Origin of the sequence: Pseudomonas persica, assembly GCF_900291015.1 — a bacterium.
Classification (GTDB): domain Bacteria; phylum Pseudomonadota; class Gammaproteobacteria; order Pseudomonadales; family Pseudomonadaceae; genus Aquipseudomonas.
On the sequence record NZ_OLKL01000022.1, the window covers coordinates 1 to 15,329 of the forward strand.

General features: G+C 64.8%; 14 protein-coding genes and 1 pseudogene. 6 read left to right on the forward strand and 9 right to left on the reverse strand.

Annotation, left to right across the window (positions count from 1 at the left end; all coding sequences use genetic code 11):
* The first annotated feature begins 329 nt into the window (after positions 1–329).
* Positions 330–2,138, forward strand: coding sequence for an ABC transporter ATP-binding protein/permease (locus FQ664_RS11340; protein WP_144172003.1), 1,809 nt, complete (start codon positions 330–332; stop codon positions 2,136–2,138).
* Here the strand turns inward: FQ664_RS11340 and FQ664_RS11345 are convergent.
* Positions 2,135–3,364 carry an MFS transporter gene (locus tag FQ664_RS11345; protein WP_144172004.1) on the reverse strand — a complete coding sequence of 410 codons (1,230 nt, stop codon included), beginning with the start codon at positions 3,362–3,364 and terminating at the stop codon, positions 2,135–2,137. The genes FQ664_RS11340 and FQ664_RS11345 overlap by 4 nt on opposite strands.
* A 532-nt stretch (positions 3,365–3,896) precedes the next feature.
* Here FQ664_RS11345 and FQ664_RS11350 point away from each other — a divergent pair.
* Complete coding sequence (locus tag FQ664_RS11350) at positions 3,897–4,436, forward strand: histidine phosphatase family protein (RefSeq protein ID WP_144172005.1); 540 nt, start codon at positions 3,897–3,899, stop codon at positions 4,434–4,436.
* Positions 4,437–4,439: 3 nt separating this feature from the next.
* Here the strand turns inward: FQ664_RS11350 and FQ664_RS11355 are convergent, their stop codons facing one another.
* A complete protein-coding gene (locus tag FQ664_RS11355; protein ID WP_013971855.1) occupies positions 4,440–5,225 on the reverse strand; it encodes a sulfite exporter TauE/SafE family protein in 786 nt (261 codons plus the stop codon).
* Between the two features lie 222 nt (positions 5,226–5,447).
* Positions 5,448–6,041 carry a helix-turn-helix domain-containing protein gene (locus FQ664_RS11360; protein ID WP_144172006.1) on the reverse strand — a complete coding sequence of 198 codons (594 nt, stop codon included), beginning with the start codon at positions 6,039–6,041 and terminating at the stop codon, positions 5,448–5,450.
* A gap of 115 nt (positions 6,042–6,156) precedes the next feature.
* Here FQ664_RS11360 and FQ664_RS11365 point away from each other — a divergent pair, with 115 nt between their 5' ends.
* From FQ664_RS11365 to FQ664_RS11375, 3 genes are all read left to right on the forward strand, one after another.
* A complete protein-coding gene (locus tag FQ664_RS11365) occupies positions 6,157–7,293 on the forward strand; it encodes an NAD(P)/FAD-dependent oxidoreductase (RefSeq protein WP_144172007.1) in 1,137 nt (378 codons plus the stop codon).
* A gap of 12 nt (positions 7,294–7,305) precedes the next feature.
* Entirely contained in the window at positions 7,306–7,683 is a 378-nt protein-coding gene (locus FQ664_RS11370) for a RidA family protein (protein ID WP_087501097.1), read from the forward strand.
* A 104-nt stretch (positions 7,684–7,787) separates the two neighbouring features.
* The gene (locus tag FQ664_RS11375; RefSeq protein ID WP_144172008.1) at positions 7,788–8,852 is read left to right on the forward strand and encodes a YkvI family membrane protein; all 1,065 of its coding nucleotides are present in this window, start codon (positions 7,788–7,790) and stop codon (positions 8,850–8,852) included.
* Between the two features lie 153 nt (positions 8,853–9,005).
* Here FQ664_RS11375 and FQ664_RS28245 read toward each other — a convergent pair whose 3' ends face one another.
* The 3 genes and pseudogenes from FQ664_RS28245 to FQ664_RS11385 all read right to left on the reverse strand — a co-directional run bounded on the left by FQ664_RS28245 (position 9,006) and on the right by FQ664_RS11385 (position 11,913).
* Positions 9,006–9,746, reverse strand: coding sequence for a methyl-accepting chemotaxis protein (locus FQ664_RS28245; RefSeq protein ID WP_370290711.1), 741 nt, complete (start codon positions 9,744–9,746; stop codon positions 9,006–9,008).
* Between the two features lie 114 nt (positions 9,747–9,860).
* Positions 9,861–10,937, reverse strand: a pseudogene (gene mcpA, locus FQ664_RS28250) (methyl-accepting chemotaxis protein McpA); the annotation flags it as partial.
* A 97-nt stretch (positions 10,938–11,034) separates the two neighbouring features.
* A complete protein-coding gene (locus tag FQ664_RS11385; protein ID WP_144172010.1) occupies positions 11,035–11,913 on the reverse strand; it encodes a LysR family transcriptional regulator in 879 nt (292 codons plus the stop codon).
* A 102-nt stretch (positions 11,914–12,015) separates the two neighbouring features.
* Here FQ664_RS11385 and FQ664_RS11390 point away from each other — a divergent pair, with 102 nt between their 5' ends.
* The gene (locus FQ664_RS11390; RefSeq protein ID WP_144172011.1) at positions 12,016–12,444 is read left to right on the forward strand and encodes a PACE efflux transporter; all 429 of its coding nucleotides are present in this window, start codon (positions 12,016–12,018) and stop codon (positions 12,442–12,444) included.
* 232 nt (positions 12,445–12,676) lie between these two features.
* Here FQ664_RS11390 and FQ664_RS11395 read toward each other — a convergent pair whose 3' ends face one another.
* From FQ664_RS11395 to FQ664_RS11405, 3 genes are all read right to left on the reverse strand, one after another.
* Complete coding sequence (locus FQ664_RS11395; protein ID WP_144172012.1) at positions 12,677–13,738, reverse strand: hypothetical protein; 1,062 nt, start codon at positions 13,736–13,738, stop codon at positions 12,677–12,679.
* Positions 13,739–13,930: 192 nt separating this feature from the next.
* Positions 13,931–14,599 carry a GntR family transcriptional regulator gene (locus FQ664_RS11400; protein ID WP_144172013.1) on the reverse strand — a complete coding sequence of 223 codons (669 nt, stop codon included), beginning with the start codon at positions 14,597–14,599 and terminating at the stop codon, positions 13,931–13,933.
* 16 nt (positions 14,600–14,615) lie between these two features.
* A complete protein-coding gene (locus FQ664_RS11405) occupies positions 14,616–15,320 on the reverse strand; it encodes a FadR/GntR family transcriptional regulator (protein ID WP_144172014.1) in 705 nt (234 codons plus the stop codon).
* Positions 15,321–15,329 lie beyond the last annotated feature (9 nt).

Genomic DNA, 15,329 nt, shown 5'->3' on the forward strand with positions numbered 1-15,329 from the left:
TCGCCGATGGTAGTGTGGGGTTTCCCCATGTGAGAGTAGGTCATCGTCAAGATTCATTTCGCAAAACCCCTATCTGCGCAGGCAGGTAGGGGTTTTGTCTTTCTGGCGGAAAAAAATTTCAGCCCCACCCAGATCCCCTGTGGGAGCGGGTTCACCCGCGAACACCGGCGCAGCCGGTGCCATCCACCGCGTCGCCTGCTTCGCGGCTAAAGCCGCTTCCACAAGAACCGCATAGCTCTGACAAGCAATCATGAAATGTGCGTCATTTATGCCTGAAGAATCACAGGGCAATGCTACGCTCGCGGAAATACTCAGCACGGATACCCATCATGGAAATGAACTGGCACCAGGCCCTGCAAGAGAGCCTGAGCTGGCTGGCAATCGCCTCGTTCATCAGCCTTGTCTGCTTCACTGCAGCCGCCACACTGGCCGTACGTTGTACGCGCTGGGGCAGCCAGTTCTGGCAGCTTGCCGGGCCTTATTTCAGTTTCAGGCGCAGTTGGCGGCCGTTGCTGGTGTTCGCCCTGCTGCTGGTATTGACGCTTTTCTCGGTGCGCCTGAACGTGCTGTTCTCGTTCTGGTACAACGGTTTCTACAGCGCCTTGCAGGGCCTTGACCAAGCCGCCTTCTGGTACCTGCTCGGCGTCTTTGCAGTATTGGCCACCATCCATGTGCTGCGTTCGCTGTTCACCTTCTATGTAAGCCAGGCGTTCAGCATCCAGTGGCGGGTCTGGCTGACCGAGCGCCTGACCCACGACTGGATGCACGGTGATGCCTACTACCGTGGTCAGTTCCTTGCCGAGCCGGTGGACAACCCCGACCAGCGTATCGAACTGGACGTCAACGCCTTTGTCAGCAACTCGGTGACCCTCGCCCTGGGCGCGGTCAGCGCGCTGGTGTCGCTGGTGGCGTTTACCGGGATCCTCTGGGGGCTGTCGGCACCGCTGGCTGTAGCCGGTGTGGAGATCCCCCGGGCAATGGTGTTTGCCGTGTACCTGTATGTCATCGTCGCCACCTGGATCGCCTTCCGTCTCGGGCGACCGCTGATCCGCCTGAACTTCCTCAACGAAAAACTCACCGCCAACTTCCGTTATGCGCTGATGCGCCTGCGCGAGAACGCCGAAAACATCGCCTTCTACCAGGGCGCGCAGGTCGAGCGTGGCACCTTGCTGGGCCGCTTTGGGGCGTTGATCGTGAATGCCTGGGCGCTGGTGTTCCGAAACCTGAAATTCAGTGGTTTCAACCTGGGCGTGAGCCAGGTTGCGGTGGTGTTCCCGTTCATTCTCCAGGCGCCGCGCTTCTTCAGTGGGGCGATCAAGCTGGGCGATGTCATGCAGACCTCCCAGGCCTTTGGCCAGGTGCAGGATTCGTTATCGTTCTTCCGCGAGTCGTATGATGCGTTTGCCCAGTACCGGGCCACTCTTGACCGTCTGACCGGGTTCCTCGATGCCAATCAGCAGGCGAGCGCTCTGCCGCGTGTCATCACCGACGAGCAGGCAAATGCCTTGGCGATCAGCCGCCTGCAGGTGCTGCGCCCTGACGGGCATGCCCTTATCGCCGATCTGGACCTTGACCTGCGCGCCGGCGAGGCGCTGTTGATCAAGGGGCCGTCGGGCAGTGGCAAAACCACGCTGCTACGTGCGCTGGCGGGCCTCTGGCCGTACGCCGAGGGTGAGGTCAGGCGACCGCTGGGCCACCAGGCGCTGTTCCTGTCGCAACGGCCGTACCTGCCGCTGGGCGATCTGCGCACCGTTATCGCCTATCCGGCGGCCAGCAAGCCTGAAGACGAAACTCGGATGCAGCAGGCCTTGCGCCAGGTCAACCTGGCCCACCTGGCCGAGCGGCTGGACGTCAGTTGCGACTGGTCACACATTCTCTCGGTCGGTGAACAGCAGCGTCTGGCGTTTGCCCGGGTGCTGTTCAATCGGCCTCAGGTGGTGTTCCTCGACGAGTCCACCTCGGCCATGGACGAAGGGCTCGAGCATGCTCTGTATTCGCTGTTGCGCACGGAAATGCCGGGGGCGTTGCTGGTCAGTGTCGGGCACCGCAGCACGCTGGCAGGGTTCCATACCCATCGGCTGGAGGTGGATGGGCATGGCGGCTGGTCGTTACTGGAACAGCAGCCAGCGCTGGCCTAGTTCGGCTTGCCGGTGATCGGGCCTGATCTGAGCAATGCGACCCCGACCAAGGTGCCGCCGGCACACGTTGCGCCAAGCAGGAATGTCGCCTGAAAGCCGACCCCGTCCCACAACAGCCCGGCCACCACGCTGGCCACCAGCAGCGCTACCCCGGTCAGCAGGTTGAACAGGCCGAAGGCCGTACCGCGCAGGTCGACGGGGGCGCTGTCGGCGATCATGGCGGCAAAGATGCCTTGGCTGAAGCCCAGGTGCAGACCCCAGGCGGCCACCCCCATGGCCAGCCCGGGCCAGCCCGGCAGCAGGGCCAGCAGCAGGTCGGCGACGACCAGCAGCCCCAGCCCGGTCATCAGCACGCCGCGGCGGCCTACGCGGTCCGAGAGCACCCCGGCGGGGTAGGCCGACAGCGAGTAGGCCAGGGCCATGAGCACCAGCACTGCCGGTGCCCACAGCGGCGCCAGGCCCATGTCCTGGGCGCGCAGCAGCAGAAACGCCTCGCTGAAGCGGGCGAGGGTGAACAGCGTGGCCAGGCCGATCAGCCGCCAGTAGGCCGGGCCCAGGCGAGCCAGCTCGTGCACTGCCAGCGGTGAGCGCACTGGCCGGGTGGTGGCCGGCGTTTCAGGTTCGCGCACGAAGGCGATGAGGATGTACACCGCCACGAACGCCGGGATCACCGCCACCCAGAACACCGTCTGGAAATGGCTCGCGGTCAGCCACATCAACAGGATCGCCAGCAACGGCCCAAGGAAGGCACCCACGGTGTCCAGCGCCTGGCGCAGGCCGAAGGCTGCACCACGCAGTTCAGCGGGCGTGACATCGGCCACCAGTGCGTCGCGCGGCGCCCCACGAATGCCTTTGCCGACCCGGTCGACGAAGCGTGCCGCGGTCAGCCACTCCAGCCCGGAGGCCATGGGGAACACTGGCTTGGTCAGCGCCCCCAGGCCATAGCCCAGCACCGTAAGCAGCTTGCGTTTGCCCAGCCGGTCGCTGAGGGCGCCGGAGCATACCTTGGTGATCGAGGCGGTCGCCTCGGCGATACCTTCGATAAAGCCCACCGCCACTACCGAGGTGCCGAGCACGGTGACCATGTACAGCGGCAGCAGGGCGTGAATCATTTCCGAGGAAATGTCCATGAACATCGACACGAAGCCCAGCGCCCAGACACTGTGAGGGATCTTCGCCAGGGGCCGGGGGGTGTTCGCGGGGCGGCTTTCTTCGTGGCTGCGCATCGGGGGGCTCGGCAGAGGGGCTACGTTCGAAACTGTAGGAGCCCTCAGGCAGGATGCAAATCGGACAGGTGGAGAGAGGCAGCCTCGACAACTCCATCATTGCAGCAAATGTCGTTGCAAACACACCGGCGACCCGGACATCGGTGGAGGCGACGTCGAGTTCGTGACGGGTTCGTCGCTTCAGCTCCCACCTCGAGCGCATCGACCTCAAGCCGTGCGGCTATCCCTGTGGGAGATGGCCCAGCCCTTTGGGCTGCGCTGTCGCATAGAGAACTGAATTCGCAAGCGGTCCGTGTATCCTGTGGGAGCGGCTTTAGCCGCGAAGAATCCAACGCGGTGCATGGCACCGGCTGCGCCGGTGTTCGCGGCTAAAGCCGCTCCCACAGGGACCCTGCTAATTCAACGAGTTATGTGCAGTTCTATGAGAGCTGGCTTGCCCGCGAACACCGGCGCAGTCGGTGCCATATTGTTGCGGCAAAAAGTGCCGCAGCATGCTAAACCTAGCGCCCCAACCCGCCCCGAGAGACACCCGGTGAAAGTCGTCCGCCTGACCCTGATCTGCCACGCCCTTACCCAGGCCCAGAAGACGGGGCGCCTGCACCGTGCCGACGACGGCATCCTGCCGTTGGGCCAGCAGCCTTTCGCCGACCTTTCCGGTGTGCCGGTGCTGACTGCACCAGAGCGGCGAGCCTGCGAGACGGCGGCGTGGTTTTCGGGGCCGGTGCAGGTCGAGCCGGCCTTGGCCGATTGCGACCTGGGGCGTTGGCAAGGGCTGACGCTGAAGCAATTGCAGGCCGAGCAACCGCAGGCGATGGCCGAATGGCTGCAGGCCCCGGCCAGTGATGTGCACGGCGGCGAGTCGTTCGCCGTGCTTTGCCAGCGCATCGCCGCCTGGTTGGCGGCCTTCGACAGGCCGGGGGAATGGCTGGCGGTTACCCACCCGATGGTCATGCGCGCCGCGCTGGTGCACGTACTTGGCTGCCCGATGAGCGCCAGTCAGCGGGTCGACGTGTTGCCGCTGTCGCGCCTGGAGCTGAGCTTTACCGGGCAGTGGCGCCTGCGCCTGGGCTGAAGGTCAGAACGCCAGCTTGTAGCCGATCAGCAGCAGCATCGCCGCCAGGCACGGACGCAGCACGCGGTCGGAAATCCGCCCGGTGAGGTGGCTGCCCAGGTAGATGCCTGGCAGCGAGCCCAGCAGCAGGTAGCCCAGCAGCGACCAGTCCATGTTGCCCATGCCGGCATGGCCCAGGCCCGCCACCAGGGTCAGTGGCACGGCGTGGGCGATTTCGGTACCGACCAGGCGGCGGGTGACCAGGAACGGGTACAGCAGGAACAGCGCCACGGTACCCAATGCGCCAGCGCCGATGGAGGTAAGGGTGACCATCACCCCCAGCACCACGCCGGTGAGCACGGTAAGGGTGTTCAGGCTGCGGTCGCTGAGGTGGTAGTGATCACCAGCATGGCGGCTGGCGAAGGCCTGCAGGCGCGATTTGAACAGGATGGCCAGCGCGGTCAGGATCAGTACCACCGCCAGGCCTTGCTTGATGACGGCGTTAAGCGCCGAGGTGTCGGTGTGCAGGGTGCTGAGGAACCACAGGGTCAGCGCCGCTGCGGGCACGCTGCCCAGGCTGAGCAGGCCGGTGATCTTCCAGTCGACGTTCTTGTTGCGCGCATGCACCCAGACGCCACTGGCCTTGGTGATGGCGGCATAGAGCAGGTCGGTGCCGACGGCCGTTGCCGGGCTGATGCCGAACCACAACAGGATCGGGGTCATCAGCGAGCCGCCACCGACGCCGGTCATGCCGACGATGAAACCCACGACCAGGCCTGCAATGGTGAAACCGAAAGAACCTACATCCATACGCTACTCGACTGCCCAACTTTGCCCGTTATCGGATGCAGCCAGCATATAGATTTTTTTATAGCCAAATAGACTTGTTCGTTATTAGGTTATAACCGGGTGCCGCCTGTCAGGGCCCTGTCGCCGGCAAGCCAGCCCACAGGGGCTGCACAGGCCTTGAGGTTGATGCGGTCGGGGTGGGAGCCGGCTTGCCGGCGATAGGGCCCTGGCAGGCAGCCCCGGTCAACGATCAGTCATCACCACCATCACATGCGCATCGCCGCCGTCGTCACTTTCCGACAGGTAGATATGCCCCACCTGGCTGTCGAAATACGCCGTCTCCTGCGGGCCGATGCTCACCGCTTCGCCGGTTTCGAACTCGATTCGGACGCGCCCGCTCAGCACCAACGCGAACTCTTGCCCGGGGTGGCGGATAAAATCGTCGAACTGGCCGCGTTCGCGAGCAATGATGCGAGCATAAGCCGGGGTCATGCGCCGTTCGGGGAAGTCGCCGGCGATTGGGTGATAGTCATAAGTGCCGGTCGAGTAGCCCGCCGCCGCCGGCAGTGAATCGACCACCACGGTCACCGGCACAGGCGCGGTGACCGTGCCGCTGGCGCGCAACAGCTGGGCAATGTCGACATTCAGCGCGCGGGCGGCGGCGGCGAGTTTTTCATAGCTGACCGAGACTTGCGCCAGCTCCATCTTCGACAAGGTGGACAGCGGTACGCCACTGGTTTCGGACAATTGCTTGAGGGTCATCTGGCGCGCCTTGCGCACCTGGCGCAGGCGCTGGCCGACTACGGCACGGTCCAGCAGGGGTAGGGCAGCGGGCATTCGGGGATCTCGGCATGCGGCGTTGGTCGGGCATCTTACCTTGGACCCTTGCGTATTGATAAATTCTCATATATTAGAATTCTCACAAATGATAATTTGCCAGGTAGGAGCGTGCATGACCCCGATCTACGACACCCTGATCATCGGCGCCGGCATTGCCGGTGCATCCCTGGGCTATCGCCTGGCCGGCCAGCAGACGGTGCTGCTGCTCGAGCGCGAGGCGCAGCCTGGCTACCATTCCACCGGGCGTTCGGCAGCCATGTTCATGGAGGCCTACGGCACCCCGCAGATCCAGGCGCTGACCCGCGCCAGCCGGGCTTTCTACGAAGCACCACCGCAGGGTTTCTGCGAGCACCCGCTGCTGGAACCGCGCGGCTGCCTGTACGTCGCCAGCCTGGAGCAGCGCGCGCTGCTCGAGCAGACCCATGCGCAGAACCTGGCCAATGGCACCGAGGTCAGCCTGCTCGACCGCGACGCTGCCCTGGCCCTGGTGCCGAGCCTGCGTAGCGAGACCCTGGCCGGCGCGGTGCTCGAAGCGGGCGCCATGGACCTGGACGTGCATGCCCTGCACCAGGGCTTCCTGCGCGGCTATCGCGCCGCTGGCGGTGAACTGCGCTGCAACGCCGAGCTGATCCAGGCCCGGTACCTGGATAACCTGTGGCAGGTGGAGCTGGGCGATGGCAGCCGCGTGCAGGCGCGCCAGCTGGTCAATGCCGCAGGCGCCTGGGCCGACCGCGTGGCCGAGCAGTGCGGTGTGGCGCGTATCGGCCTGCAACCCTGCCGGCGCAGTGCCTTTACCTTCCCCGGCCCGGCAGACCAGGACTTCGCCCGCTGGCCGGCGGTGATCGGCGTTGACGAAAGCTTCTATTTCAAGCCCGACGCCGGCCAACTGCTGGGGTCGCCGGCCAATGCCGACCCGGTCGAACCCCAGGATGCCGCGCCCGAAGAGCTCGACGTGGCGTTGGGCATCTACAACATCGAAGCCATGACCACCCTGGCGATCCGTCGGCCGAGCCACACCTGGGCCGGGCTGCGTTCGTTCGTCGCCGACGGCGACCTGGTGATCGGTTTCGATGCACACGCGCCAGCGTTCTTCTGGTTGGCGGCACAAGGTGGCTATGGCATCCAGTCGGCTGCGGGCGCCTCGCGCCTGGCCGCCGACCTGCTACTGGGCCAAACCCTGTGTTCCAGCCTTGTCAGTCAGGGGGTGGCGCCCGAGCGCCTGTCCCCGGCCCGTTTCCAGCAACCCTGAAAGGAGCATTCCATGAGCAATGATATCCAGCGTTTCCCCAGCAGCCTGCCATTCCCGTTCTCCCGCGCGGTGAAAGCCGGCGGCTTCCTGTTCCTCTCCGGCCAGGTGCCGATGAGTGCCGGCGGCGAAGTGGTGCGCGGTGACATCCAGACCCAGACCCGTGCCGCCTGCGAGCGCATCGCCGAAAGCCTGGCGGCCTGTGGCGCGCGTTTCGATCAGGTGGTCAAGGCCACGGTGTGGCTGTCGGACATGAGCCACTTCGCCGGCTTCAACGAGGTGTACAAGGAATTCTTCGGCGCAGCGCTGCCGGTGCGCTCGACCGTGGCCTCGGCATTGGCGCTGGGGGTGGATGTGGAGATCGAAGTGCAGGCGTTTGTCGGCGATTTGTGACCGAACAAAGAGCCCATGTGGGAGCGGCCCTGTGTTGCGAAAGGCCGCCCCTGAAAAAGCAATGCGATGCCAGTGACACAACAACAATAAATCCAGAGGTTCACATGCAAGAGCAGCTGAAGATTGCCGGCGCGTTTGTCGGCGTGATCGTGGGGGCGGGGTTCGCTTCGGGGCGGGAACTGTTGTTGTTCTTTGTCGATTTCGGTGTGTGGGGGCTGGTCGGTGCGCTGGTCAGTGCGGCCTTGTTCACCTTCCTCGGCATGGCCCTGGCGGGGCTGGGCAATCGCCAGCAGGCTACCTCGCACAAGGATGTGATCCAGGCCATCTGCGGCCGTCACCTGGGCCGGTTCGTCGACTGGCTGATCACCTTTTTCATGTTCGCCGTTACCGTGGTCATGCTGGCCGGTGGTGGCGCCTTGCTGGAGCAGCAGTTCGGCATCCCGGCGCTGTCGGGCAGCGTGCTGGTGACGCTGGTGGTGGTGGGCATCGTGTGCCTGGACGTGCGTAAGGTGATCCTCGCCATTGGCGCCATCACGCCGCTGCTGATTCTGGTGGCGTCGGCGATTGCTCTGTACGCAGTGTTCACCCGTGAGCAGAGTTTCGCCCAGCTTGACCAGCTGGCCAGCCAGCAACAGGCCGGCACCCGTCACTGGCTGCTGGGGGCGTTCTTGTACGTGTCGTACAACATCGTTGCCGGTGCGCCGATCCTGGCCATTCTGGGCGGTTCGGCCAAGGGTGAGAAAGCTGCGGTATGGGGTGGGCTGCTCGGTGGTGCAGCACTGGGTGGCCTGATGCTGGTGATGAGTGCCGGGCTGTTGTCGCGTCTGGACAGCGTGGCTGACCTGCCGATGCCGATGCTGTCGATTGCCAACGAAGTGTCACCGCTGCTGGGGCTGGTGATGTGCCTGGTCATCTTCGGCATGATCGTCAACACCGCGGTGGGTACGTTGTTTTCGTTCCTTTCACGGCTGATGCCAGCGGGCACGGCACAGTTTCGCTGGGGCTCGGTGGTGACCGGGGTGGTGGCGTTCGGCTGCAGCCTGGTGGGGTTCATCAGCCTGGTGGGCGAGGTGTACCCGTTGTTCGGCTATCTGGGCTTCGTGCTGATGGCGGCGGTGCTGCTGGCCTGGGTGCGGCGGGGCAGGGCGGTTAAAGCGGCGGTGGCATAGGGGCTGCTGTGCAGCCCAATCGCCGGCAAGCCAGCTCCCACAGGAATATCACATGGCTCAAGGGCATTGCTGTACTTGTGGACGCTGGCTTGCCGTTGATTGGGCCGCTACAGGCGGCAACGGGGATTGGCCGTTACCGCCTGTTTCCAGTGCTTAGATCCTGAAGCTGCCCACCAGCTGTTTCAGGCGCCCGGCCTGCTGGGCCAGTTGGTCGCAATGGCGCAGGGTCTCGTTGAGGTTCTCCACCCCTTGCTGGTTCAGGGCGTTGATCTGGGTGATGTCCAGGTTGAGGCTCTCGACCACGGCGGTCTGCTCTTCGGTAGCGGTAGCCACCGACTGGTTCATGCCATCGATCTCGCCAATGCGCTGGGTCACGCTGGCCAGGCGCTCGCCGGCCTGGTTGGCCACCTGCACGGTCTGCTCGCTGGAAACCTGGCTGGTGTTCATGGTGTGCACCGCTTCGCGCGAGCCCACCTGCAGGCTGGTGATCATGCGGTGGATTTCTTCCGCCGATTCCTGGGTACGGTGCGCCAGGTTGCGTACCTCGTCGGCCACCACGGCAAAGCCACGGCCGGCTTCACCGGCCCGGGCCGCTTCGATGGCGGCGTTCAGCGCCAGCAGGTTGGTCTGCTGCGAGATGCCCTTGATCACGTCGAGGATCTTGCCGATTTCGTCAGTGCTGGCGTTGAGCGTTTCGATTTGCGCGCAGGACTCGCTGATGCGCTGCGACAGGGCGGTCATGGCGCTGATCGCTTCTTCGACCACTTCACGGCCGCCGTGGGCCTGCTCGCTGGCACCGCTGGCATGCTGCGAGGCATCGGCAGCGTTGCGGGCAATTTCCTGGGTGGCGGCACCCAGCTCGTTGATCGCTGCGGCCACGCTGTTGGTGCGCATGCTCTGCTCTTCAGAGCCGATGATCGAGGCGTTCGAGGCGTGGATCACTTTCTCCGACAGGTCGTGCACCTGGCGAGTGGCCGAGGACACTTCGCTGATCGAGGCGTGAATGCGCTCGACGAAGCGGTTGAACGAACTGGCCAGCTCTCCGAACTCGTCCTTGTTCTGCACGGCCAGGCGACGGGTCAGGTCGCCTTCGCCCTCGGCAATGTCACGCATGGCGCGGCCCATGGTGGTCAGCGGGCTCATCAGCACCGGAATCAGCAGGCCAAGCAGGCCGGCGATAACGGCCACGGCGATCAGCATGGCGATGATCGCCGAGGTGCGGAACTGGCTGAGCGCGGCGTAGGCCTTGTCCTTGTCGATCGACAGGCCGATGTACCACTGTGCCGAAGGCAGGCCGGCCACCGGGGCGAAGGAGATGATGCGGTCCTGGCCATTGAGGGTGACATCCTGCATGCCGGCGGCGACCCGCAGGTTGCTGCCGGGGTAGATGTCCTTGAGGTTCTTCATTACCTGGTCTTTGTCGGGGCTGACGATCACCTGGCCATTGCTGTCGGCCAGGAAGGCGTGGCCGATGCCGCCGAAATCGACCGAGTTGATGATCTCGACCAGGGTGTCGAGGGTGACGTCACCGCCGACCACACCCATCAGTTCGCCATTGCCCTTGCTTTTCACAGGCGTGGCGATGGTTACCATCAGGCCACCGACAGCGCCTTGGTACGGGGCAGTCAGCACGGACTGCCCGGCGCTGGCCGCGGCGCCGTACCACGGGCGCTGACGTGGGTCGTAACCGGCGGGCATCTGCGCATTGGGGCGCTGGGTGAACGCACCGTTGGCCTGGCCCAGGTAGGTGAACAGGAAATTACGCGTGTAGGACGGCTGCTCGATCAGCCCGGCCAGGGTGTCGCCAGCGCCTTGCTGGGCGATGTCCTGGGCCAGGTTTTCCAGGACCAGAATGCGCCCGCTCATCCAGTTCTGCACACTGCTGGCGGTCAGTGCACCGGACTGCTGCACCGAAGCTTCGATGTTCTGGCGGATGGTGTTGCGTTGCAGGTAGTCGTTGTAGAGCGTGAACAGGGCAAATGCCAGGACCACGACGCCGCAGGCGCTGAGCAGGATCTTGTGGCGAAATTTCAGGTTCATGTTTCGAGACCTTGGGCCAATGAGGGGAGGGCGCAGCGCGCTCATGACGCATTGCGGAACCTATCGACCGGGATATCGGCTCAAGGGGTAAAAGATTGATGCTCTTACAGAAAATTCTTACGGTCGTTTCGACAGACGGTATTCACGGGCTACACAGCTGCTCTATCAATAGGCGTGCAGCCTGCTGCAACGGTTGTTGCTTGCGCCACAAGATGTGTACCGGCAACTGCAGTTCGTTGCGGGTGTTGCGAAAATCCAGGCGCACCAGGCGCCCGTTGGCCAGTAGTGGCGCGACCCGCGACAGCGGCAAGTCACCCCAGCCCAGGCCGGCTTCCACCATCTGCAGGGCGAGGTCGAAGCTGTCGGTAGACCAGTGCGTGGCGCCGATCAGCGGGCGTGGGTCGGCCAGCGGCAAATCACGGCTGCGCACCAGGATCTGGCGCACCCGGGTCAGGTCTTCGAGGTAGTGGATACGCCCCTCGCGCAAGGCCGGGTGGGCGGGAGACAGGGTGGCTACCAGCGACTCCATGCCGATGTGCTGGAAGCCGCGACGGGCATCGACCTGCAGCCCGGCAAAGGCCACGCAGAGGTCGGCGTGGCCGCTGTCCAGCAAGTGCACGGCCTCTTCCTGTGGGGCGCTGAGCAGGGCGATGTCCAGCAGTGGGTGGCGCTCACCGAGGCGAGCGATGGCCGCCAGCAGCGGGCGGTGGTCGATGTCCGGCACCACGGCCAGGGTCAGGCAGCTCTCCAGCCCCTGGGACAGTTCCAGGGCATGCACCTGCAGCAGCCCCAGTTGCTCGGCGATCAGCCGGGCATGGGGTTCCAGCGCCATGGCCTGCGCGGTCGGGCGGACTTCGCGCGGGCCGCGCTCGAACAAGGTGTAGCCCAGTTCGGCTTCGAGGTTGCCGATGGCCATGCTCACGGCCGAAGGTACCCGCTGCAGGGCGCGCGCGGCGGCGGAAAACGAACCGCGGTCGAGCACGGCGAGAAACAACTGGATATTGTCGCTGGAAAAGTTCATGGCAGCCTCCTGTCAGTGAATCTGACAGCTGCTGACTTTTTCTGTCAAGAAAGATGAAGCATGCTCGCGCCCCTTCGCTTTTGTCATTGGAGGTAACCCCGGGTGCAGGGACTCAAACGCAAACTGGTCTACGTGACTTTCTATGAACTGATCGGGCTGTGCATGTCGACCCTCGGGCTGGCCTACCTGTCGGACACCCAAGCGTCGCATACCGGGCCTTTGGCGGTGATGATCACCACCATCGCCATGCTCTGGAACCTGATCTACAACACCCTGTTCGAGTGCTGGGAGAGCCGCCAGGCCAAACGCGGGCGCAGCGTGGCGCGGCGGGTGGCGCATGCCATCGGTTTCCAGCTGACCCTGGTGGTATACCTGATCCCACTGATTGCCTGGTGGCTGGACATGACACTGCTGGAGGCGTTGCTGGTGGACATGGCGTTCATCGTGCTGGTGCCGTGCTACACCTTTGCCTACAACTGGGCGTTCGACCGGGTGTTCGGGTTGCCCTGCTCGGCAATGGCGACAGCCTGATTCAGCCTGTACCGGCCTCTTCGCGGGCTCGCCCGCTCTCATAGAACTGCACATAACTCGTTGAATTAGCAGGGCCCCTGTGGGAGCGGCTTTAGCCGCGAACACCGGCGCAGCCGGTGCCATGCACCGCGTTGGATTCTTCGCGGCTAAAGCCCCCACAGGATTTCCATAGTAATCAAGACCTGTGATACCCCTGCGGGCGAGCCCGCGAAGAGGCCGGTACAGAAAATAGCTAAGGCGGCAGGCGAATGATCAGAGGCTCCTGCTGTTGCTTCACCTGCGGCTCAACCGGTTGCTCCGACGGTCGCGGCGCACTGGCCAGCAAACTGTCCTCGACCTGCCCTGACAGGTAATACACCCCCGCCATGGCCCCACTCTGGCGATTCTCCATCAGCTCCTGCCATTCCTGGCTCAGCGCCACGTTGAGGATCACCCGCAACTGCTCGACCATCTGCGGGTGTTCGCGGTCGTGGGTCATGATCCCGTAACCGGCCGCCGCGATCGAAATCATCGCTCCCGCCACCTTGCCCACCGCCGACGCCACGGCACTGGCGACGCCGCGCGGGGCCAGGGTGGCGCCGAGCTTTTCGCTGGCCTGGTTGGCCACCGAATTCAGCCCGACATCGGTTTTGCCGGGGCCTTTGCTGGCCTGCTGGTGCAGGTGTTGGCGCATGGCTTGCCAGGCCGGTTGTTGGGCCAGCGATTTGGCCCGCAGCAGTTGATACAGGCTGGCATTGCGCGCATCCGGTGGCCCCAGGGCGATGGCGGGAATGCGGTTGAGGCGCTGGCTGAACTGCTCGGGGGGCGCGTTGTAGCGGCTGATGATGGCCGGCAGCTGCTGGCCGAGCAGTTGCAGGTACAGCTCGCAGGCACGGTCGCGGATGCCTTCGGGGTTGATCTGTTCGGCCACCGGTTCGATCACCCGTTTGTGGTACTGCTCCTGCAGGTACAGCGCCAGGCGTTTCTCCGCCGGCTCCCGGCCTTCGCCGCTGTCGATCTTGTACCAGGCCACCTTGAGGGTCAGCCACTGCTGGGTCCAGTAGCCGGTGAACCAGGGGATGAAGTCGCTTTCGGTGCGCTGCTGCACCTGTTCCTTCCACACCCGCATGGAGCGCCGGGCATAGTCGTTGGCCGAGCTGGCGGCGCCGACCGAGGCGTCGATCAGTTCCTGGTCGATGCGTTGCCAGGTGGCGGTGGTGAGCACCACGGGTGGCGGCGGGACAGGTGGGGGCTTGCCTGCGCAGCCGGCCAGGGCCAGCAGCAGGCACAGCAGCAGGAGGACTCGAGTGCTCACGCAACCGCCTCCCTGATAGAGGCTGGGGTGGTTCTCGGAGTATAGGGTGGGGTTGAGGGGGCTGCCGTGCAGCCCATCGACGCGGTTCGTCGCCACGACAAGCCAGCTCCCACAGGGACCGCGGTGACCTCAAGAGCAGCGCAGTATCTGTGGGCGCTGGCTTGCCGGCGATGGGCCGCGCAGCGGCCCTGGTCATTCCAGCTCGAGCTTTTCTTCCAGGCGGTCGAGGTGCTTGTGCATCAGCCCCAGCGCCGCCTCGGCATCACCGTGCTCCACGGCATCGATGATCGCCGCATGTTCCTCCCACGCGCAGTGGTCGCAGCACGGCGACTCGTAGCGGGCGATGATCAGCGAGGTCATCGGCACCAGGCCATTGAGAAACCGCGCCAGTGGCGCATTGGCGGCCACCTGTGCCAGTTTCAGGTGAAACTCGCCGCCCAGGCGGATCGCCGCACAACGCTCGCCGTTTTCATGGTGCTGGCGCTCACGCTCCACCAGTTGCCGCAACTGGCGAATCTGCACCGGCCGGGCGCGTTGCGCGGCCAGGGTGATCAGCGTGGTTTCGGCCAGACGCCGGGCGCTGAGCACCTGGCGTGCCTGCTCCGGGTCGGGCGCGGCCAAATGCGCAGTGTGGCTGGGGCGCTGCACCACCACCTGCTGGTCGGACAGGCGCCCGAGCACGCGGCGGATCACTGTACGGCTGACACCAAAGGCATGGCCCAGCGCCTGTTCGGGCAACAGGCTGCCAGGTGGCAGGCGCTGTTCGAGGATGGCATCGAACAGCCGCGGGTAGATCTGCTCGGCCGACAGGCGGGTTTCGCCGGCCGCGAGCAGGGCCGGCAAGTGAGGGGCGGCGTTCATGGTCGCTCTCCTGGGGTCATGGATGCGGGTGTTCGTCCGGGATGTTCAACGGGATGCCCATGCGCAAGCCTTCGGCGAGGATGTGCTGGCGCATCTGGGCACTGGCCTGGGCGCTGCTGCGTTCACGTATGGCGCGCACCACCGCTTCGTTTTCCTTCAGCCGTGCGGCCAGGTGCTCTGGCGAATTGCGCAGCATGTCGGCGCTCTGCTTGAGGGCATTGCCGGTCTGTTGCACCACGCTCTGGAAGATCGGGTTGGTGGTCAGGGCGAACAGCGCTTCATGGAAGGCGATGTAGGCCCTGACTCCGGCTTCGCTGTCATCTGCCTCCAGCGCTTCACGCATGTCCATCAGGGTCAGGCGCAACTGGCCGATGTCCTGGCTGTTGGCCGACTGCGCCACCAGGCCGACGATGAAGGGTTCAAGGGTGTAGCGCAGCTCCAGCACATCGGCCAGGCTGGCTGCGGCGCCGGTGTCCAGGCCCGGCTCCTGGCCGGCGGCATCGGCGTCCAGCACCAGTACGCCCTTGCCCGGCAGCGAGCGCACCAGGCCCAGGGTTTCCAGCACGGTCATCGCTTCGCGCAGGCTGGGGCGGCTGATGCCCAGCTGTTCGGCCAGCTCGCGCTGGCCTGGCAGCATGTCGCCGGTACGCCATTGGCCGCGGGCGAGGGCCTGGCGCAGTTTTTCCACCACTGAGTTGACGACGGTCGATGAGCTGATCACGGTGCGCTC

Coding starts and splice junctions, on each gene's coding strand:
- FQ664_RS11340 (WP_144172003.1), top strand. CDS start 330: ATGGAAATGAACTGGCACCAGGCCCTGCAAGAGAGCCTGAGCTGGCTG.
- FQ664_RS11345 (WP_144172004.1), bottom strand. CDS start 3,364: ATGCGCAGCCACGAAGAAAGCCGCCCCGCGAACACCCCCCGGCCCCTG.
- FQ664_RS11355 (WP_013971855.1), bottom strand. CDS start 5,225: ATGGATGTAGGTTCTTTCGGTTTCACCATTGCAGGCCTGGTCGTGGGT.
- FQ664_RS11360 (WP_144172006.1), bottom strand. CDS start 6,041: ATGCCCGCTGCCCTACCCCTGCTGGACCGTGCCGTAGTCGGCCAGCGC.
- FQ664_RS11365 (WP_144172007.1), top strand. CDS start 6,157: ATGACCCCGATCTACGACACCCTGATCATCGGCGCCGGCATTGCCGGT.
- FQ664_RS11370 (WP_087501097.1), top strand. CDS start 7,306: ATGAGCAATGATATCCAGCGTTTCCCCAGCAGCCTGCCATTCCCGTTC.
- FQ664_RS11375 (WP_144172008.1), top strand. CDS start 7,788: ATGCAAGAGCAGCTGAAGATTGCCGGCGCGTTTGTCGGCGTGATCGTG.
- FQ664_RS28245 (WP_370290711.1), bottom strand. CDS start 9,746: ATGCGCACCAACAGCGTGGCCGCAGCGATCAACGAGCTGGGTGCCGCC.
- FQ664_RS11385 (WP_144172010.1), bottom strand. CDS start 11,913: ATGAACTTTTCCAGCGACAATATCCAGTTGTTTCTCGCCGTGCTCGAC.
- FQ664_RS11400 (WP_144172013.1), bottom strand. CDS start 14,599: ATGAACGCCGCCCCTCACTTGCCGGCCCTGCTCGCGGCCGGCGAAACC.